Origin of the sequence: Pseudomonas svalbardensis, from assembly GCF_030053115.1 — a bacterium.
Lineage (GTDB): Bacteria > Pseudomonadota > Gammaproteobacteria > Pseudomonadales > Pseudomonadaceae > Aquipseudomonas > Aquipseudomonas svalbardensis.
On the sequence record NZ_CP125619.1, the window covers coordinates 4,498,671 to 4,519,077 of the forward strand.

The following is a 20,407-nucleotide window of genomic DNA, read 5'->3' on the forward strand; positions in this document are numbered from 1 at the left end:
CCAGGCTCAGACCACATCGACCCCGACATGAATCGCGTCGTGCCGCCAAAACTCCAGATCACAATCAATCAACCGCTCATGCTGATCGTAATTGACCCGAGCGATGCGCAACCCCGGACTCCCCACCGACACCCGTAAAGCCGCCGCCGCATCCACCGACAACGCCGTCGGCACAATCTCGAAACGCACCCGTCCGTAGTGCAAATCGTAATGCCGCGCGTACAACTCGGTAATCGACTGAGTCAAATCGAAATCGAGAATCCCCGGAAAAAACTGCGGATTCAAATAGTGCTCCACATACAACACCAGCCGCTCATCAATCTGCCGTGCCCGGCAAATCTGAATCACGCTCGACAACGCCGGCAACTGCAACCAGGCACAGACCGCCGCCGACGCCGGTTGCAACCGCGCCGAAATCACCTCGGTGGACGGCACCCGCCCCTGCGCACTGACCATCGCGTGAAAGTGACTGCGCTGCATCAGGTTGTAGGCCAGGCGCGGTGGCGACACGAACCAGCCACGGCGCTCTTCCCGATAAATCTGCCCCTGGGCTTCCAGCTGCAACAACGCTTCCCGCACGGTGATCCGCGTGGTCCCGAACAACTCACTGAGCTTGCGCTCGGCCGGCAGTTTGCTCCCGGGCGCCAACAGGCCATGGTCGAGCTGTTCCTGCAGAACCTGCCCGATGGCTGTCACCGCTTTGGTTGTCTCGATGCGCATCAACGTTACCTATCTGGACTAGACCAGCACTGTTTCGGGGCGGAACCGCAGTTCAAATCGGTTCCCTCAACTCCCGACAAGCCTAGGCACTGCACATGACTGACAGATGACAAAGCCGCCGAACGGTTGATCCAGACACCTGCAATTTCACGGCCAAGTCCTTTTATATCAGCCTATTAGCCATGGTCTACGCTTACTCCGAAGCCTGAGCATTGCAGCTCAAAAAATATAGGCCGACCGGTCGTCGACATCAAAATGTCATCAGAGGCGCCTAAATTGGCTCAGGTATTGCTGACCTAGACCAACACAACCGCAATCGCAGCGTTGAAAACGCCCAAAGGAGCTTCGGATGAAACAGCTTTTCCTGGCCTCACTGTTAGGCTCGACCATTGCCATGTGCACCGCCGCGATGGCGGCTGATAGCGATTTGAAAACCCTGGAAGCCGCGGCGAAAGCGGAAGGTGAGGTCAACAGCGTCGGCATGCCCGACAACTGGGCCAACTGGAAAGGCACCTGGGATGACCTGGCCAAAAACTACGGCCTGAAACACATCGACACCGACATGAGCTCGGCCCAGGAAATCGCCAAGTTCAAAGCTGAAAAAGACAACGCCACGGCTGACATCGGTGACGTCGGTGCAGCCTTCGGCCCGATCGCGGTCAAGCAAGATGTGGTGCAACCTTACAAACCCTCTACCTGGGATCAGATTCCAGATTGGGCCAAGGACAAGGACGGCAACTGGGCGCTGGCCTATACCGGCACCATCGCGTTTATCGTCAACAAGAAGCTGCTGCACGGTTCCGAAGCCCCGACCAAGTGGGCTGATCTGAAAACCGGTAAATACAAGGTTTCCATCGGTGACGTGAGCACCGCCGCCCAGGCCGCCAACGGTGTACTGGCCGCAGCACTGGCAAACGGTGGCGACGAAAAGAACCTGCAACCAGCGCTGTTGCTGTTCGCAGATATCGCCAAACAAGGACGCCTGTCCATGGCCAACCCGACCATCGCCACCATGGAAAAGGGTGAAATCGAAGTCGGCGTGGTCTGGGACTTCAACGGCCTGAGCTACAAGGCCAAGATGGCGAATCCGGATGATTACGTGGTGCTGATTCCATCCGATGGCTCGGTGATTTCCGGTTACACCACCATCATCAACAAATACGCGAAAAACCCGAACGCCGCCAAGCTGACCCGCGAATACATCTTCAGCGATGCCGGTCAGATCAACCTGGCGCGCGGCAACGCCCGTCCGATCCGCGCCGACCACGTCAAATTGCCGGATGACGTCAAGGCCCAACTGCTGCCTAACGAGCAGTACAAAAAGGTCACGCCGATCAAAGACGCGGATGCGTGGGAAAAGACCTCCAAGGCGCTGCCTCAGAAGTGGCAGGAAGAAGTCATCATCAACATGCAGTAATGCTGTAGATCCCACATTGGACACCTAATGGAGATCCAATGTGGGAGCGAGCCTGCTCGCGAATGCGGCTGAACATTCGACGAAGATGTTGAATGTCATACCGCTTTCGCGAGCAGGCTCGCTCCCACAGGGGGATTGGTTGCGTACTTGAATTAACTGTTTCGCGGAGTTTTGCCCCTATGAAGCACAACGTCATCCTTGTGGTGCTCGACGGCCTCAATTACGAAGTCGCGCGCCACGCCATGGGGCACCTACAGGCTCACGTTGGCGCAGGACGCGCAACGCTCTACAAACTGGAATGCGAATTGCCGGCGCTGTCCCGTCCGCTTTACGAGTGCATCCTGACCGGCGTCACTCCGATCGACAGCGGCATTGTTCACAACAATGTCTCGCGCCTGTCCAACCAGCGCAGCATCTATCACTACGCCAGCGATGCCAGCCTTGTAACCGCCGCCGCGGCCTATCACTGGGTCAGTGAGCTGTATAACCGTTCGCCGTTTATTGCCGCGCGGGATCGTCACACCGACGACCCGGACCTGCCAATCCAGCACGGTCATTTCTACTGGAGCGATCACTACCCGGACTCGCACCTGTTCGCCGACGCCGAAAACCTGCGCCTGCGTCATGCGCCGAACTTTTTACTGGTCCACCCCATGAACATCGACGATGCCGGGCACAAGCACGGCCTCGACACCCCCCAATACCGTAATAGCGCCCGCTCGGCTGACATTATTCTGGCCGACTATCTGCAAACCTGGCTCGACGCCGGCTATCAGGTGCTGGTGACCGCCGACCATGGCATGAACAACGACCGCTCCCACAACGGCCTGCTGCCGGAAGAACGCGAAGTACCGCTGTTCGTCCTCGGAGACGCTTTCAGCTTCAATGCCAACGCCGCACCGAAACAGACTGAAATCTGCGGCACCGTCTGCGAACTGCTGGGTGTGGCCCACGACAAACCTGTGTGCCGGGAGCTGCTCAAGTGAACACCATGACGCGCGGAAAATGGCTGGCAGCCTTGTGTCTGGTGCCTTTTGCACTGTTCTTTATCGTGTTCCAGATCGCGCCGCTGTCCTGGGTGATGATAAATAGCCTGCAATCGGAAGAGTTCGGTTGGGGCATCGCCAACTTCACCAGGATCTTCAATTCGAAGTTCTATCTGCAGGCGATCCAGTTCAGCCTCGAGATCAGTTTCTGGTCCAGCGTGTTCGGCATCATCATCGCCGTACTCGGCGCCTACTCCTTGCGCCGGGTCGACTCGAAGCTGCGCAACTTCGTCAACGCCTTCGCCAACATGACCAGCAACTTTGCCGGCGTGCCTTTGGCCTTCGCGTTCATCATTCTGCTGGGCTTCAACGGCAGCTTCACCATCATGCTCAAGCAGGCCGGGATCATTCAGGACTTCAACCTGTATTCGAAAACCGGGCTGATCATTCTCTACACCTACTTCCAGATTCCGCTCGGCGTGTTGCTGCTCTACCCGGCCTTTGATGCCCTGCGCGAAGACTGGCGTGAATCCGCCGCGCTGCTTGGCGCCAATGGCTGGCAGTTCTGGCGGCACATCGGTTTGCCAGTGCTGACCCCGGCGCTGCTCGGTACGTTTGTGATCCTGCTGGCCAACGCCCTGGGCGCCTACGCCACGGTGTATGCCCTGACCACCGGTAACTTCAACGTGCTACCAATCCGCATCGCGGCGATGGTTTCCGGCGACATTTCGCTAGACCCGAACCTGGCCAGTGCCCTGGCGGTGGTGCTGGTGGCGTTGATGACTCTGGTGACCATCGTGCATCAGCTGCTGTTGAAGAGGAGCTACCATGTCTCGCGCTGAACTGGGTCCCGTCGGTGTCTATCACCGGGTGGTGGTGTATTTGCTCTTTGCCATACTCTTGCTGCCGTTGCTCGGGACGCTGATCTACTCGATCTCCAGCAGTTGGTCGGCGACCATTCTGCCCAGCGGCTTCACCGTCAAATGGTACGTGGAGCTGTGGAGCGATCCGCGGTTTCTCCATTCGTTCGGCCAATCGCTGCTGGTCTGCGTCGGCTCGCTGATTCTGTCCGTGGTGCTGATTCTGCCGCTGCTGTTTGTGGTGCATTACCACTTCCCGAAACTCGATGCGCTGATGAACATCTTGATCCTGCTGCCCTTCGCGGTGCCGCCGGTGGTGTCGTCGGTGGGGTTGCTGCAACTCTACGGTTCCGGGCCGTTTGCGATGGTCGGGACGCCGTGGATTCTGATCGGTTGCTATTTCACCGTGGCGCTGCCGTTCATGTACCGGGCAATCACCAACAACCTGCAAGCGATCAACCTGCGAGACCTGATGGACTCCGCCCAACTGCTCGGTGCCAGCACCTGGCAAGCGGCGTTCCTGGTGGTGCTGCCAAACTTGCGCAAAGGTTTGATGGTGGCGTTGCTGCTGTCGTTCTCGTTCCTGTTCGGTGAGTTCGTGTTCGCCAACATCCTCGTCGGGACCCGCTACGAAACCCTGCAGGTCTACCTCAACAACATGCGCAACAGCAGCGGCCACTTCACCAGTGCGCTGGTGATTTCCTATTTCTTCTTTGTGCTGGTTCTGACCTGGGCTGCCAATATATTGAACAAGGACAAAAGCCAATGAGCTTCGTCAGCGTCCAACACCTACTGAAAAGCTACGCGGGCACCACGGTGTTCAGCGACATCAACTGTGAAATCCAGAAGGGTGAGTTCGTCACCCTCCTCGGCCCGTCCGGTTGCGGCAAGTCCACACTGCTACGCTGCATCGCCGGGCTGACCTCGGTGGATGGCGGCAAAATCCTGCTCGATGGCCAGGACCTCGTTCCGTTGAGCCCACAGAAACGCGGGATCGGCATGGTGTTCCAGAGCTACGCGCTGTTCCCCAACATGACCGTGGAGCAGAACGTCGCCTTCGGTCTACGCATGCAGAAGGTCAACGCCGACGATAGCCATAAGCGTGTTACCGAAGTGCTGAAACTGGTGGAGCTCAACGATTTCGCCGCGCGTTATCCGCATCAACTGTCCGGCGGCCAATGCCAGCGAGTCGCTCTCGCCCGGTCGTTGGTGACCCGGCCTCGTCTGTTGTTGCTGGACGAACCGCTGTCGGCCCTCGATGCACGGATTCGCAAGCACTTGCGCGAACAGATCCGTCAGATCCAGCGTGAACTCGGCTTGACCACGATCTTCGTCACTCACGATCAGGAAGAAGCCCTGACGATGTCCGACCGAATTTTCTTGATGAATCAGGGAAAGATCGTACAAAGCGGCGACGCCCAGACCCTTTACACCGCACCCATCGATTTCTTTGCCGCAGGTTTCATCGGCAACTACAACCTGCTGGACGCCGACAGCGCCACAAAACTGCTGCAGCGACCGATTACCCACCGCATCGCGATTCGCCCGGAAGCCATCGAGCTGAGCCTGAACGGCGAACTCGACGCACAAATCCGCAGCCACAGCCTGTTGGGCAACGTGATTCGCTACCGGGTCGAAGCCCGGGGCGTGGAATTGGTGGTGGATGTGCTGAACCGCTCGGCGGCCGATTTGCATCCCGATGGTCAGCGTCTGGCGCTTTCCATCGATCCGACGGCCCTGTGTGAGGTAGCCTGATGCCTTTGCTGATGTTGAAGAGAGAACCGCACTGATGGCCCTGGCAATTTTTGATTTGGACGAAACCCTGATCCACGGCGACTGCGCCACCCTCTGGAGCGAGCAAATGGGCCGCCTGGGTTGGGTCGATCCCGAGTCGTTCATGCGTCAGAACAATGAACTGATGGACGCCTACAGCCACGGCAAACTAAGGATGGAGGAGTACATGACCTTCAGCCTGGAGCCGATGATCGGGCGCACACCGGAAGAGGTCGACCATCTGGTAGGGCCTTGGGTGGAAGACTTCATCGAGCCGATCATTTTCAGTGACGCCACCAAAGCGATTGCGGCCCATCGCAAGGCCGGCGATCGGATTTTGGTGATTTCGGCGTCGGGCACGCATCTGGTGCGGCCGATTGCCGATCGCTTGGGCATTGACGAGATTCTCGGCATCGAGCTGGAAGTTGCACATGGGGTGTATAGCGGCAACACCGTTGGCACGCTGACCTACCGCGAAGGCAAGATCACGCGTTTGCTGGAGTGGCTGGATGCGGAAGAGGAAAACCTTGAGGGCGCCAGTTTCTACTCCGACTCACGCAATGATTTGCCGCTGTTGCTGAAGGTTGATTTTCCGCATGTGGTGAACCCGGATCCGGTGTTACTTGAGCACGCCGAAAAGGCCGGCTGGCCAATCCATATCTGGAAGTAATTTGGCCCCTGTGGGAGCGAGCCTGCTCGCGATGAACGATAACGCGGTCTTGCAGGTAAACCGCGTCGCCTGAATCGCGAGCAGGCTCGCTCCCACAGGTTCACTGTCGTCAAACCAGGCTTTCGTCGATCATCAACACCAACTTTCCCGACACCTTGTTAGTCGCCAACTCCGCAAACGCCGCTTCGGCGTCCTTGATCGGAAAGGTCTTGGCCAATTGCGGGCTCAAACGCCCTTCGGCAAACAGCGGCCAGACATGTTGGCTGAGATCACTGAACAGATCCGCCTTGAACTGCTCGTCGCGACTGCGCAAAGTCGAACCCAACAGTTGCACCCGCTTGGCCAGTACCTGCGCCAGATCCAGCTGTGCCTCACGACCGCCCATCAGGCCGATCAGCACCCAACGACCATCGCGCGCCATCAGTTTCAGATTCAGCGCGGCGTAGTTGCCGCCCACCGGGTCGAGAATCACATCGAACGGGCCCAGGTCGCTCAAGCTGCCCAGATCCCCGTTGCGCACGACCCCACCTTGGGCCCCCAGCGCTTCGCAGTAAGCCAAACGCTCGGCAGAGCCGACACTGACCCAACACGGGTTACCAAACGCCTTGCACAGCTGAATGGCAGCTGAACCGATTCCACTTGCTCCGGCGTGCAGCAGAACTTTCTCACCCGGCTTGAGCGCAGCCAGTTGAAACAAATTCAGCCAAACGGTCGCATACACTTCCGGCAGCGCTGCTGCCTCAGCCAGAGACAAACCTTCGGGAACCGGCAACACGTGCCGTCCGTCGACAACTACCTCCTCGGCCATCCCGCCCCCGGCCAGCAAGGCGCAGACTCGATCCCCGACTTGCCAGGACGAGCCCGGCCCCACCTCGCTGATCACCCCCGAACACTCAAGACCCAGTACCTGACTGGCTCCCGGCGGTGGCGGATAAAGACCCGCCTTCTGTAACAAATCGGCGCGATTGAGACCCGCAGCCGCCACTCGAATCCGAACTTGTCCTACATCACATGTAGGACTGGGCTCTTCCACCCACTCCACTTGACCTTCAACGCCTTGCAATGCTTTCACAGTGCCTCCATAGTGAGTCTGGACTGAGCCCGTAGCTGTAGCGCCGGGCTTTCTTGCATTTTTGACCGGCCCTTTGTGGAACCGGCGACTTCAAAGACGGCCTAATATGCGTGATCAATTGTCCCCGCGTCGAATCAGCATGAAGCATTTTTTCCCCAGCACCGCCCTAGCCCTGTTCATTGGTATCGGCCTGTTGCCGATGTCGACCAATTCGTTTGCAGCCAATAGCTGGGACAAGCTTCAGCCTGATCGTGACGAAGTGATCGCCAGCCTGAATGTCGTCGAGTTGCTAAAGCGCCATCACTACAGCAAACCGCCTCTCGATGATGCGCGCTCGGTGATCATCTATGACAGCTACCTCAAGCTGCTGGACCCGTCGCGCAGCTACTTCATGGCCAGCGACATTGCCGAATTCGACAAATGGAAAACCCAGTTTGACGACTTCCTCAAAAGCGGCGACCTGAACGCCGGGTTCACCATCTACAAGCGCTACCTGGACCGCGTCAAAGCGCGTCTGGACTTCGCCCTTGCCGAGCTGAACAAAGGCGTCGACAAGATCGACTTCACGACCAAGGAATCCTTGCTGATCGATCGTAAGGACGCCCCTTGGCTCAAGTCCACAGCAGAACTCGACGACCTGTGGCGCAAACGCGTCAAGGACGAAGTGCTGCGGATGAGGATTGCTGGCAAAGAGCCCAAGCAGATTCAGGAAACCCTGACCAAGCGTTACAAGAATCAATTGTCGCGCCTGGACCAAACCCGTCCGGAAGACATCTTCCAGGCGTACATCAATACCTTCGCCATGTCCTACGACCCGCACACCAACTATCTGTCGCCGGATAACGCGGAGAACTTCGACATCAACATGAGCCTGTCCCTCGAGGGCATCGGCGCCGTGTTGCAGAGTGACAACGACCAGGTGAAAGTCGTGCGTCTGGTGCCGGCAGGCCCGGCCGACAAGACCAAGCAAGTCGCACCGGCTGACAAGATCATCGGCGTTGCCCAGGGCAACAAAGAAATGGTCGATGTGGTCGGCTGGCGTCTGGACGAAGTGGTCAAGCTGATCCGTGGGCCGAAGGGCACCGTGGTGCGCCTGGAAGTGATCCCGGCCAGCAACGCGCCGAACGACCAGACCACCAAGATCGTCCCGATCACCCGCGAAGCAGTGAAGCTTGAAGACCAGGCTGTGAAGAAGTCGGTCCTCAACCTGAAACAAGACGGCAAGGACTACAAGCTCGGCGTCATCGAGATCCCGGCCTTCTACCTGGATTTCAAGGCCTTCCGTGCTGGCGATCCGGACTACAAGAGCACCACTCGCGACGTCAAGAAACTGCTGACCGAGTTGCAGAAAGACAAAGTTGACGGCGTAGTCATCGACCTGCGTAACAATGGCGGCGGTTCCTTGCAGGAAGCCACCGAGCTGACCAGTCTGTTCATCGACAAAGGTCCGACCGTTCTCGTGCGTAATGCCGATGGCCGGGTCGATGTGCTGGAAGATGAAAACCCGGGTGCGTTCTACAAAGGCCCGATGGCGTTGCTGGTCAACCGCTTGTCCGCCTCGGCTTCGGAGATTTTTGCCGGCGCCATGCAGGACTACCACCGCGCATTGATCATTGGCGGCCAGACCTTCGGTAAAGGCACCGTGCAGACCATTCAGCCGTTGAACCATGGCGAACTGAAACTGACCCTGGCCAAGTTCTACCGGGTTTCCGGCCAGAGCACCCAGCATCAGGGCGTACTGCCGGACATCAATTACCCGTCGATCATCGACACCAAGGAAATCGGCGAAAGCGCACTGCCTGAAGCCATGCCGTGGGACACCATCCGAGCGGCCATCAAGCCTGCGGTCGATCCCTTCAAGCCGTACATCTCGCAGCTTAAATCCGAGCACGAGGTACGCTCGGCCAAAGACGCGGAGTTCGTGTTCATTCGCGACAAGCTGGCCTTGGCGCAGAAACTGATGACAGAAAAAACCGTCAGCCTCAATGAAGCTGATCGTCGTGCACAACACGCCGATATCGAAGCCAAGCAACTTGTAATGGAAAATATCCGTCGTAAGGCCAAGGGTGAAGAGCCGCTCAAAGAGCTGAAGAAAGAAGACGAAGACGCGATCGCGGCCGAGCCAGACAAGACCAAACCAGAAGACGATGCCTACCTGAGCGAGACAGGGCGGATTCTGTTGGACTACCTGAAACTCAATACCGCGGTAGCCAAGCACTAAGTTGTTACAAGCAAGATGATGGCAATTTAATGCTGACGCTCTCTGGAGCGTCATCATACAGTCATCATTCTGTCGTGAAATAAAGGACTGGGAGCCCTCTTTAAACCAAGAGTGTGCTCCCAGTCCTTTTTTTATCGCCAGAGATCGCCATGACCACTACCGAACAGCTGAGTGCCTTGAGTTCCATACTGGCTCAAAGCGGTTTGCACAGCTTGTTCCAGCCGATCATTTCCCTCTCTGAGCGACGCATTGTCGGTTACGAAGCCCTCAGTCGCGGGCCCTCCAACAGTCCGCTGCACTCCCCCCTCGCACTGTTTGCCGTGGCCCGTCAGGCCGGCCGCCTGAGCGAGCTGGAAATCGCTTGCCGTCAAAGCGCCTGCCGACGCTTCAATGATCAGCAACTCCCCGGCAAGCTGTTCCTCAACGTTTCCCCTGAATCCCTGCTCGAAGCCGCCCACCAACCCGGTCGCACCCTGCAACTGCTGCAGGATTTCGGCATACCGCCGAGTCAGGTGGTGATCGAACTGACTGAACAAACCCCGACCGACGATTTCGAGCTGCTGCAAACCGCGCTGCATCACTATCGAGCGATGGGGTTTTCCATTGCTCTGGATGATCTGGGTGCAGGCTACTCGAGCTTGCGGCTCTGGTCCGAATTGCGTCCGGACTACGTGAAGATTGATCGACACTTCATCGATGGCATTCACCAGGATGCCCTCAAGCGCGAATTCGTCGGCTCGATCCTGCAAATTGCCAAGGCCTCACGGGCACAAGTGATCGCCGAAGGTATCGAGCTGCCGGAAGAGCTCGCGGTGTTGACGGAGATGGGCGTGGATCTGGTTCAGGGTTATCTGCTCTGCCGCCCCCAGGAACATCCACCTCGTGATGCCCGAGCCCTGATGCCCAAACGGGAAAGCACAGCGGTGGCGTTAAATGATGAAGTCAGCGACCTTAGCGCTTTGCTCAACGACCAACCGGCAGTGGGTCGCGATACACCGACCGCCACGGTGCTGGAAGCCTTTCGCCGCCAGGCCAACCTTAACTCCCTGGCGGTACTCGACGAGCAAGGTCAGCCCTGCGGCATCGTCCACCGGCATTCGCTCTCCGATGCACTGCTCAAGCCTTTTGCCACCGACCTGTTCGCCCGCAAGCCGATCAGCCGTTTAATGAGTGATGACTTCCTCGCCGTTGAGATGAGCCAGTCGTTGCAACAAGTGAGTCGCCTGATCACCAGCCGCGCGCGGCAGCGCATCGAAGAAGACTTCATCATCACCCTCAACGGCGGTTACCTGGGACTGGGCCGAGTGATCGACGTACTTAAACTGATTACCGAACTGAAGATCCAACAAGCCCGTTACGCCAACCCGCTGACCCTGCTGCCGGGCAACGTGCCGATCCAACAATGCCTGACGCGACTGCTGCAACAGCAACGGGAATCGGTGATCTGCTACGTCGACATCGACAGTTTCAAACCCTTCAACGACATCTACGGCTACGGCCGTGGGGACGAAGTCCTGCTGTGCCTGGCGCAATGCCTGAATGATCGCGTCGACCCTTCCCGCGACTTTGTCGGCCATATCGGCGGCGATGACTTCCTGCTGGTACTCGGCCCGGAAGACTGGCGCAAACGTTTGAACCAGTTGCTGGACGACTTCCAGAGCCAGTGCCGACGTTTTTATCGCAGCGAACACCTGGAAGCTGGCTGCTTCATCGCCCCAAACCGTCAGGGTGTGCGCCAGGAATTTGCGTTGCTGTCACTATCCATTGGCGTGGTGCATTTACATCCACAGGCCTGTGGACAACTCGATGCAAGTCAATTGGCGGAGATGGCCTCGCAAGCCAAGCACCACGCGAAGAATGTGCCGGGGTATAGCGTGCATGTGATTGATAGTTTGGCGGTGCCCGTACAAGAAGATGAATTGCTCCTGGGTCATCACTGATTTCCCTAACGTCTTCGCGGGTAAGCCCACATTAGATCTACGGTGAACACAAATTTGTGAACATCAGAACATAAGTGTGGGAGTGCCTTGCCCGCGAAGGCGGCTGTTCAAACGACACAATTCTTCAATGCTGAAAACTGGTCAGGAAGGCCGAGCCCGCAACCGCCGGCCAAGCACATCCAGCACATCACACCCATCCCGCAACGGAATGGCGCAGAGCAAGGCAAAGTCACTTAGAATGAAGGACTGACACTCAATCGAACCACGCATGGACAGGTTCTCCATCACTTGAGTGACGGCGCGGATTCGGTAGCTGGCAGCGTCATACAAAACATCAAGCGGCGCTTGGGTATCAACGAACAGTGTGGGCATGTCGTCGCAGTTGCTGGTGAGCGCCATGAATCGGTTTTCGGGGTGGGGAACAGGCTTAACGTAGGGTGGATCAGGATGAAGTGTTGGCATTTGAGACCTTCCGATGAAAATAGGAGCTGCCAAAAGCCCTCCTACAGGCTTGGGTGGCAGCTATACGCGGGGTAGGAATACCGAGCATCGGAAACTCGACCACGCCGAAGCGTGCCCGCGCACAGCCGCCGCAACAGATCTTACGGACGCACATTGACGGCCGCAAATCAGGTTTCGAACGCTAATGCGTTACCGATGCTAATACCGGGTTCCTACACCCCATCACTGAATTTCAATGACCAGCAAAGGCTATCGATTGAACGCATACCGCGCTAGTTCATGGAAACCACTACAACTTGAAGGAAACTTCCGACGACCTTGCCCGGAAATTTCGCACCTCATCAGAAGGCCACGTCAATCCGGTCCATATACTCAGGTAATTTTTTCAGCCACATAACCACTAGCCACTATCGTCAAAACAACACTATTGTCGCGAGCAGAAGCGAAGCAATAATTAATCCCGACTTCCGAGGCATTGATTAAGACCAATTCCTGTGACAGAGACGTGGCACTCTCCACAAACATCTCTGACAGCTCCGTACCTACCGCTCCAACAGATTTGAACCCTAAAACGTTTTCAAAAGTAATAATCCAAAGTTCCTCCTGCCAATCCAGGAACTCTATGCACAGGCTTTCGCGCTCGCACGTTATTTTTTCAATGGTGCCGTCTGAAACCGGAAATTTTGTCATTTTGAAGGACCTGGATGTTTTTCACCGGCAGTGAAGCCGGTTCCGTGACCAAGCTGATAGCCGTCAGGCTTGACCTTTACTACAGCCTTTTTCTTATCCGCCTGACTCCAACTTAAGTGACTAGGTTTAAGCTCAAGGTGATAGTGCTCACCGTGATGCCTCGCATTAAAGGGGCCCGCATCGCCAGGATGACTTTCAAATCTGATGCTTGTATCGGCATTAGGTCGCCACTCCATTCTTTGGCTTCCATGTTTTGTCTGCGAAATTTTTGGCTCTACACCTAGCGCCTTCGTAAGCTCATTTGGATCCTTTGGAAAGTGAGTGTAAGCGTTTGGTAGCGCCGGCTCACCCTCATCAACCTTAGCGCCAGTCGTATCATCCGGCGCCTTACACCCAGGCTTATTCGGCGGCGGGCAATTACCGCTCAACCCCAACGGATCAACCCACCCCGTCGGATTCGGGGTGTACTGGTACTGGTTCAGCCCCCCCGCCAACTTGATCGGATCCGGCGTCAGGTACCGTCCCACCTCAGGATCATAGTACCGATGCCGGTTGTAGTGCAGGCAGCTCTCGGCGTCGAAGTACTGCCCCTGAAACCGCAACGGTTGCTCGAGCTGCTCTCCCCCGCCAAACGCCAGGCGAGTGACTTTTCCATAGGCGCTGTACTTCGCCGACCAAACAATCTCGCCGCCAAAATCGGTCAGTTCCTGCGGCGTACCCAGGTGATCGAGCTGGTAGTAAAACGGGCATGCCTGGCGCGGGCCTTTGCCGTCGAGCATGGCCAGTGGGCGGAAGCTGCCCGGTTCGTAGACGTAGCTGCGGTAATGTTCGCGGCTGCTTTCGGCGACGAGGTTGTCGCCCTGCCAGAAGAACTCGGTGGTGTGGCCGTCGACAGTTTTGGCGATGCGGCGGCCGAAGGCGTCGTAGCGGTAGCTTGAGCAACGACCGTCCGGGGTGGTGACGCCGACCAAGCGGTGTTGGCAGTCGTAGCGGTACTCGGTGACGAGTTTTTGCGCGGTGCCGCGGCGTTCGCGGATCAGGTTGCCGAAGGCGTCGTAGTCGTAGTGGCGATCGCCTTGCATGAGCAGGCGATTGCCTTTGACGGTCGCGGCGCCGGGGCGGTCCTGCATCAGCAGGTTGCCCGCCGGGTCGTGGGCGAAGGTTTCCGCTGGATCGTCGCGGGTGTGGCGGACGCGGGTCAGGCGATTGAGTGGGTCGTACTGATAGCAGCGCTGGCCGTGGCGGGTGTCGGCGATGCTGTCGAGGTTGCCGTTGGAGCTGTAGGCATAGTCGCGGCGGTACTGCGCTTGTTGCTGTTGGCTGACGGCGTGAGCCTTCAGGCGTCCCTGATCGTCGTAGGCATATTCGCTGAGCAACAGGCCTTGCTGGCGTTGCTGTTCGCGGCCGAAGGCGAATTGGTGGCTGGTGAGTCGCGCACCGTTGAGGTCGATGGCGGTCAGCGCACCGCCCTTGGCGTGGTGGTAATCGAGTTTGCTGCCGTCCGGCAGGCGCAGGCGATTGAGCTGGCCGCAGGCGTCGTAGCCATAGCGCAAGGTGCCCCAGCCTTGATGTTCGGTGATCAGGCGGTCCTGCTGGTCGTACTCGAACTCCAGCGGATGGTCGTGGCCGTCATCGACGCTGATCAGGCGACCGAGGCTGTCGTAGCGGTATTGAACCTTGATGCCGTCGGGCAGGGTTTTGACCAGCAACCGCCCTGCCGCGTCCCGCTGATAAGCCGTCACCAGCTGCGAGTCGTCCTCGCCGAACTCGGTTTTCTCCAGCAACTGGCCGTTGAGGTCGTAGGTGTACGCCGTGCGCTGGCCGTCGAACCCTGTTTCTTGTCGGATCAGGCCGTTGGCCGTGTAGTCCAGCTGATATTTTTCGCCGGATTGGTTTTCAATTTCGGTGAGCAACAGCTGCGCGTTGTCGTAGCGATACTTCAGCTGGGTGCCGTCGGGATTGATCCTGCGGCTGACCAGGTGCAGATCGTCGACGTATTCGTAACGGGTGACGCGGCCCAGTTCGTCGCGTTCGGCGGTGATCTTGCCGTAGGCGTTGTAGCTGAACGCGCGGCTGGCACCGGTAGGAAGCGTCGTCTGAATCAGTCGGCCAACGGCATCCCATTGGTACTGGGTGACGGCGCCGTGTTCGTCCTGACGGGTAATCTGCCGACCCATCGCATCGTGGGAAAACCGCCGCTGGCCACCGTCCGGCAAGGTCTCTTCGAGCAATTGGCCTAAGGCGCTCCAGACGAACAGATGCCGGCTGTTGTCCGGGTAACGGATCGACAGCAGCTGGCCTTTTTTGTCGTAGTGGTAGTGGCTGACATGGCCGTCGGGATCGGTCGCTTCGGTGATAGCGCCCTGAGCATTGCGCTGAGAAGTCCAGACCGCTTTACCGCGGTACCGCGCGTGCAGGAAACCGTTGCGGTACTCGTAGGCCGTCGGTTCGTCTTCCGGCGGAATCAGCGCAATAAGCCGTCCGACTTCGTCGTAACGGTATTCGGTGACGGCGCCGAGCGGATCCTGCTCGGCAATCAACCGACCTTTATCGTCGTAGGCCTTGAGGTGTTCGCCACCATCCAGTTCGACCTTGCGCACCAGCCGCGCGCGGTCGTCATGGACGTAAACTTCTTCGCTGCCGTCGATGTTCTGAACGGTGACACTGCCCTGCTCATCCCAGACATACCGCGCGTCCATCTGCGAAAACGACGCCCAGTGGCGGATGCATCGGGCCGCCTTGCCGGACCTTTCCCACGCCCAGAAAAAACTGGCTCCACCGGCCAGTTGTCGCTGCTGGATGACGTGCTGATCGTCGTAGTCGTAGCGCTCGCTTTCGTTCGCGGCGTTGGTGGCTTCGATCAGTTGATCGCGTTCGTCGTAGCAATAACTGACCAGTGTTTGCTCGGTCTGCCAGGCCTCGTCGAGGGTCTGGGCCGGGACAAAATGCTGGTAGTCGACGGCGATCAAATGGCTGCGGTCATAGCGCAACAGCAAGGCGCGACCGGCACCGTTGTCGAGGCGTTTGATCCGGTCCAGGCGGTCGCGGGTGATGCGCAGGCGGTTGTCGTAAGCGTCGCTGATGGTTGTCAGTCGACCGTTGTGAAAGTGATAGAACCGCGTGTCGTCACCCGCCTGGGCGAGGATCAGTTCTTCGGGTTGATCGCCGAGATAAATCGCCGCACGCGACAGGCTGTTGTGGATCGCCGGGCGTTCTCGGTTGGGTAGCGGGAAAGTGGTGCGACGGTTTTCGTGGTCGATCCAGATGACGTGGTCGCCGTCGATTTCCAGCCGATGGGCGAGGCTGTGACTCCAGCCGAAACCAAGGCCGCCGTCGATTTCGGCGGCGCTGGTGCGATAGAGACGGGTGAAGTCGAACGGCAGGATGCCGTCCAGCGAACCGTCGGTGAGGGTCAGCAGTTCTTCGCCGGTGACCATCGACACCGGGCATTTGTTGGTGGCGGTTTTATCGACGGAGTCGGCGCTGTCGCCGTTGGGGTTTTTCGCTTGATCCGGGACGTCGTCGTGGTGTTCGTCTTTTTTCAGCGTGGTGTTCTTGCGGCCATTCCAGCGCAACTGCATCCGACCCTGTTTCAGACCGGCTGCGACGCCGCGCGCAGCGACTGTTTTGTAGCGATCGACGTAGGTCATGAAGTTGTTGATGATCGTGACCATCGACTTCACGAAGCCCATCGCGGCCTCATAAATCTGTGCGCTGTACTTCATCAAGCGCACCGTGAGCCAGGCAATTCCGACCCCGACCACGCTCAGCACCAGGCCAATCAACAAATCGATAACCAGACCAACCACGACTTTGGAAATGGCTTCAGCCGAGGACCCGGCCAGCTGCGAAGGTGGCAATGCATCCAGCCATAGCACTGCGGTGCGCATTAGCAAACACAGCGCTGCCTCGTCGCTGGCCAGCAACATGGCTTTTTCCATCAGGTCGGGGGCGGAAACCGCCAGTTCGGCAAGCTGCCCGGCACTTTCACCCAGCTTCTCGGCAAAGGCCTTGGGGTTCTTCAGGATGTCGGCGAGTTCACCGATGCCATCCCAAACAGCCTCGACCGCCGCCCAACTTCCCGCGAGCATGCCATTGCCCACCGCCGCCAACGAAGCGGATGCCGACTGCTGCGACCACTGCGGTTTGAATCCTTCCCACTCACTGCGCAGCCAGCCTTCCAACTCTTTGGTCAGGCCGTCGTAAGAGGAGAAAAGATCATCGATTTGTTTCGGGGTGACTTCATTCTGGACATGAACGCGGTAGAACTTGCCGGGAATGCCCTTAAACTTTCCTTTGCCATGTTCATCGAGCGTGACCGACGTCTTTTCACCACCATCTTTAGCAATCACATCGACCTGAATATTCCCCAACGGAATGTCATAGACCGACTCGAACTTGCTCTCGATCTCCAGAATCCCGCTCTTCGGACACTGCGCAACACTGGAGAAAAAGTCCTCATCACGACTGCTCACCGCCGTGCTGGTATTGCCCAGTGTGATCCGCCGCTCCATGCCCATCAGCGATGGCATGTCCGTAGCTCGGCTGACCTTGTCCGCATTCCTGCTCAGGAAGCCGCCGAGTTGTTGGCGATACACACTCAGGGTGTCTTTAAAACTGTCGAGCTCCTGCTCGATGCTGGCGATGTGCGCCATCAACGCACCATTCGGCATGAAGTAGAGTGAAAAATCGGGTCAAACATGAGCAATCCCTCGCGCAGAAATGGGCGCGCGAGACTGTGCGGGGGATCAATCAAGAAAGAAGTCAGGGAAGTAGGATATGGATGTAGGACTAATCCCTAATTAACGATCACCGAATGACAAGCAGGCAGAAACGCAAACGTGGCGGGAGGTTTCCCTCACGCCACGTTTGTTTATCTGACAATCATTGGATTACTGCGAAGAGCGACCGGTCGCCAACTCTTTCAATTTGAGCTCAGCCAGTGGATGCCCGGCCTTCGCGGCCATACCCCACCAGCGAGCTGCTTCGTTCGGATCCGGCGCCTTGCTCGGCGTCCCCGCCAGACTAATCACGCCCACCTGATACGCCGCTTTGCCATCCCCTGCCAACGCCGCCAGGCGCAACAATCGCACTCCCTCTTCGCGAGCGCCAAGGCCGACGCCGCGAAAGGTCAGGATGTGGCCATAGAAGCTCTGGGCGCCAACATCACCCAGGTTCGCCATGCGTGCGAACTGGCCTTCGAGCCAGCTCCAGCCACGGGGCTGACGCACAAACCACGACCAGTGAAACAGCCTACGCGCCAGCCAGTAACTGGCCTTCGCCTTGAGTCGTAGAAACACTCAGGCCTCCGCCGATTCCGGGTACTCGTATTCGAACACCCGCACCACTTCCGAGGCATGCCAGGACGCTGCGGCCACCCCATCGGACGGCCCGGAGAAACGCCCCAGACGCTCGACACACTCAAAGAACCCGGTACGCGGCAGGCGACTGGCGCCCTGGCTGATCACCAGCGAACTGCGCAGTGGCTGCTCGGCCTTGGCGTCCAGCGCGGCCAGATGTTCAAGGGCGGCGGTCAAGGTTTGCATGGCCGGTGTGGGCAGTTGCAAACGTTCAAGCAACGCCCGGTATGTCAGAAGATGACGCTGGCGGCGCGCCTGATCCAGTTCGCCCAGCAACCCGTCCCAATGTTGACGACTGATGCGTACGCTCACGATTCATCCCTCCACCCTGGCACCGTCAATTCCCAGGCCAGGCTGCGGCGAATCGCAGCGTCGGGTAGACGCTCGCCACTTTCGATCAAGGCCAGATAAGACGGGCTGATGCCTACCGTGCGGGCCAGCGCCTCGATGGCGATGCCCTTCCCTTCGCGCAAACTGCGTAGTTGATCCAGCCCCGGAAGAATCTGGTCTGGTGTTGCCGCGTGACGCTCTGGGGCGACACGCGGCGGTTGTTCATTGATGCCTGCTGCTTTTAGTAGAGCCTGATACTGAGCCCATGGCAGAACCGCATACTCGGGCTCTCCTTCGCGTGTAATTATCTGAATATCCATGACTACCCCGTAGGACAACAACACTTAGCGAGTCGGCACTTTTCCCTAGAAGTGTAATCCTAACAGCGGCCAAGGTCGCGGGGGTATCAATCTGTGGATGAGATTGAATTAGTTCAGTTTTTTTTTGGTCCCTGAAGTTGAAGTTGTTCCGGGGTATCGGGCAGGCGTTCGACCACCGCAAGCTTTTCCGGCAACTGACGCTTGCGCCAGGCGCGGAAGGCGTTGAGCTCATCGTCGAGAACTTTCATCAGCCAAGCCAGCACCGCGATGTCATCGAGCATGCCGAACACTGGAATGAAGTCCGGAATGGCATCCAGCGGACTGAGGAAGTACATCAGGCCTGCCACCACCGATATCAACGCTTTGGGGCTGATGGCCCGGTACTCACCGCGCCAGTAAGCCAGGCAGAGTGCCTGCAACAGGCGTAGATCATCCTTGAGCTTGCCCAGCCGGTTACCCTGACTGGCACCTTTGCTGGCCACCGCGAAGATCAAGGTCGGCAAACGTCCACGCGCGAGCAGGCGTCCGGCCAGAGGCAGGAAACGTGCGAAATTCCAGGGTGTTTTCATCATTTCCTCCCACTGAAATGTTATCCACACAAATTGTGGATAACCTTGTGAACAGAGCTGCTTTTCACGGCTGAAAGCCCCGTTTCATAAGGGCCTCACTCAGATCGGGCGTTTTTTACTCACATAAAAAAACCCAAGATTTCATTGACTTGGCGCTCTGGCGCGGCTAGCACGGGCGTCCTCAATGGCTATGACTCCAGCCTACAGCATCCGTTCGCTTTGTTTACCTTTGCTGAACGCCAGATGCAACAACGCCCCGCATAAGCGAGGCGTTGTTTTTAGAGCAGACGCTGATTACTTGGTAACGGCGTCTTGTTTTGCTGGATCTTTGATTGCGAGCAGTTCCAGGTCGAATACCAGCACCGAGTTGGCTGGAATCGCCGGGCTTGGGCTTTGGGCGCCGTAAGCCAGTTCGCTAGGGATGTACAGTTTGTACTTCTCGCCAATGTGCATCAGTTGCAGGCCTTCGACCCAACCCGGAATCACACCGCTGACCGGCAGATCGATCGGGCTGCCACGCTCGACGGAACTGTCGAAAACGGTGCCGTTGGTCAGGGTGCCGGTGTAGTGAACGGTCACTACGTCGGTCGGCTTAGGCTGTGCGCCATCGGCTTTCTTGACCACTTCATACTGCAGGCCCGAAGCGGTGGTGGTTACACCGGCTTTCTTGGCGTTGTCTTCGAGGAATTTTTTGCCAGCAGCTGCCGACTCTTCGCTCATTTTGGCCATACGCTCTTCAGCACGCTTTTGCAGTGCTGCGAAGGCTTCGACCAGTTCGTCATCCTTCAGCTTCTGTTCTTTCTTGCCGACGGCATCTTCGATGCCTTGGGCTACGGCTTTGGAGTCCAGATCATCCATGCCTTCCTGAGCCAGGCTCTTGCCCATGTTCAGGCCAATCCCGTAGGAAGCTTTTTGCGCCGGGGTTTTCAGCTCTACGCTGGTCTGCGAATCACAACCCGCAAGTACCAGGCTAACCAGGGCCACCGCCGCCGCCAACCGATGCTGTTTCATGCTATT

The 20,407-nt window shown here is 57.9% G+C and carries 18 protein-coding genes; 8 read left to right on the forward strand and 10 right to left on the reverse strand.

All coding sequences use genetic code 11. The annotated features are described in order from the left end of the window. Positions 1-6: 6 nt before the first annotated feature. Positions 7-720 (reverse strand): UTRA domain-containing protein, encoded by a 714-nt coding sequence (locus QFX16_RS20715; protein WP_283181148.1) that lies wholly within the window; start codon positions 718-720, stop codon positions 7-9. 349 nt (positions 721-1,069) lie between these two features. Here QFX16_RS20715 and QFX16_RS20720 point away from each other — a divergent pair, with 349 nt between their 5' ends. The 6 genes from QFX16_RS20720 (at position 1,070) to QFX16_RS20745 (ending at position 6,426) form a co-directional block, all read left to right on the forward strand. After that, a complete protein-coding gene (locus tag QFX16_RS20720; RefSeq protein ID WP_283181149.1) occupies positions 1,070-2,137 on the forward strand; it encodes an ABC transporter substrate-binding protein in 1,068 nt (355 codons plus the stop codon). A gap of 179 nt (positions 2,138-2,316) precedes the next feature. Next, on the forward strand, positions 2,317-3,123 hold the full coding sequence (locus QFX16_RS20725; protein WP_283181150.1) for an alkaline phosphatase family protein: 807 nt from the start codon (positions 2,317-2,319) through the stop codon (positions 3,121-3,123). 5 nt (positions 3,124-3,128) lie between these two features. Beyond that, positions 3,129-3,965 carry an ABC transporter permease gene (locus QFX16_RS20730; protein ID WP_283184609.1) on the forward strand — a complete coding sequence of 279 codons (837 nt, stop codon included), beginning with the start codon at positions 3,129-3,131 and terminating at the stop codon, positions 3,963-3,965. After that, the gene (locus QFX16_RS20735) at positions 3,952-4,752 is read left to right on the forward strand and encodes an ABC transporter permease (protein ID WP_283181151.1); all 801 of its coding nucleotides are present in this window, start codon (positions 3,952-3,954) and stop codon (positions 4,750-4,752) included. The genes QFX16_RS20730 and QFX16_RS20735 overlap by 14 nt, the downstream gene beginning before the upstream one ends. Beyond that, entirely contained in the window at positions 4,749-5,738 is a 990-nt protein-coding gene (locus QFX16_RS20740; RefSeq protein ID WP_283181152.1) for an ABC transporter ATP-binding protein, read from the forward strand. The genes QFX16_RS20735 and QFX16_RS20740 overlap by 4 nt, the downstream gene beginning before the upstream one ends. Positions 5,739-5,772: 34 nt before the next feature. Next, positions 5,773-6,426: an HAD family hydrolase gene (locus tag QFX16_RS20745; RefSeq protein WP_134102893.1), complete on the forward strand. Its 654-nt coding sequence runs from the start codon at positions 5,773-5,775 to the stop codon at positions 6,424-6,426. Positions 6,427-6,535: 109 nt separating this feature from the next. Here QFX16_RS20745 and QFX16_RS20750 read toward each other — a convergent pair whose 3' ends face one another. Continuing rightward, positions 6,536-7,498, reverse strand: coding sequence for a zinc-binding dehydrogenase (locus QFX16_RS20750; RefSeq protein ID WP_283181153.1), 963 nt, complete (start codon positions 7,496-7,498; stop codon positions 6,536-6,538). A 139-nt stretch (positions 7,499-7,637) separates the two neighbouring features. Here QFX16_RS20750 and QFX16_RS20755 point away from each other — a divergent pair, with 139 nt between their 5' ends. Together QFX16_RS20755 and QFX16_RS20760 are read left to right on the forward strand one after the other, a co-directional pair. Further along, positions 7,638-9,719, forward strand: a complete 2,082-nt coding sequence (locus QFX16_RS20755; RefSeq protein ID WP_283184610.1) for a carboxy terminal-processing peptidase — start codon at positions 7,638-7,640, stop codon at positions 9,717-9,719. Between the two features lie 149 nt (positions 9,720-9,868). After that, a complete protein-coding gene (locus QFX16_RS20760; protein WP_283181154.1) occupies positions 9,869-11,659 on the forward strand; it encodes a bifunctional diguanylate cyclase/phosphodiesterase in 1,791 nt (596 codons plus the stop codon). Positions 11,660-11,800: 141 nt separating this feature from the next. Here QFX16_RS20760 and QFX16_RS20765 read toward each other — a convergent pair whose 3' ends face one another. The 8 genes from QFX16_RS20765 to bamJ all read right to left on the reverse strand — a co-directional run bounded on the left by QFX16_RS20765 (position 11,801) and on the right by bamJ (position 20,401). Further along, a complete protein-coding gene (locus QFX16_RS20765) occupies positions 11,801-12,121 on the reverse strand; it encodes a hypothetical protein (RefSeq protein ID WP_283181155.1) in 321 nt (106 codons plus the stop codon). Between the two features lie 372 nt (positions 12,122-12,493). Then, a complete protein-coding gene (locus tag QFX16_RS20770; protein ID WP_283181156.1) occupies positions 12,494-12,811 on the reverse strand; it encodes a hypothetical protein in 318 nt (105 codons plus the stop codon). Next, positions 12,808-17,466 (reverse strand): RHS repeat-associated core domain-containing protein, encoded by a 4,659-nt coding sequence (locus tag QFX16_RS29575; protein WP_349294207.1) that lies wholly within the window; start codon positions 17,464-17,466, stop codon positions 12,808-12,810. The genes QFX16_RS20770 and QFX16_RS29575 overlap by 4 nt, the downstream gene beginning before the upstream one ends. Before the next feature lie 237 nt (positions 17,467-17,703). Then, entirely contained in the window at positions 17,704-18,111 is a 408-nt protein-coding gene (locus QFX16_RS20795; protein ID WP_283181157.1) for an SEL1-like repeat protein, read from the reverse strand. Continuing rightward, positions 18,112-18,483, reverse strand: coding sequence for a hypothetical protein (locus tag QFX16_RS20800; protein WP_003223109.1), 372 nt, complete (start codon positions 18,481-18,483; stop codon positions 18,112-18,114). Then, complete coding sequence (locus tag QFX16_RS20805) at positions 18,480-18,821, reverse strand: helix-turn-helix domain-containing protein (protein WP_123369006.1); 342 nt, start codon at positions 18,819-18,821, stop codon at positions 18,480-18,482. The genes QFX16_RS20800 and QFX16_RS20805 overlap by 4 nt, the downstream gene beginning before the upstream one ends. A gap of 113 nt (positions 18,822-18,934) precedes the next feature. Next, entirely contained in the window at positions 18,935-19,390 is a 456-nt protein-coding gene (locus QFX16_RS20810) for a YkvA family protein (protein WP_283181158.1), read from the reverse strand. 294 nt (positions 19,391-19,684) lie between these two features. Further along, positions 19,685-20,401, reverse strand: coding sequence for a BamJ family beta-barrel-assembly machinery protein (gene bamJ / locus QFX16_RS20815; RefSeq protein ID WP_283181159.1), 717 nt, complete (start codon positions 20,399-20,401; stop codon positions 19,685-19,687). Positions 20,402-20,407: the final 6 nt, after the last annotated feature.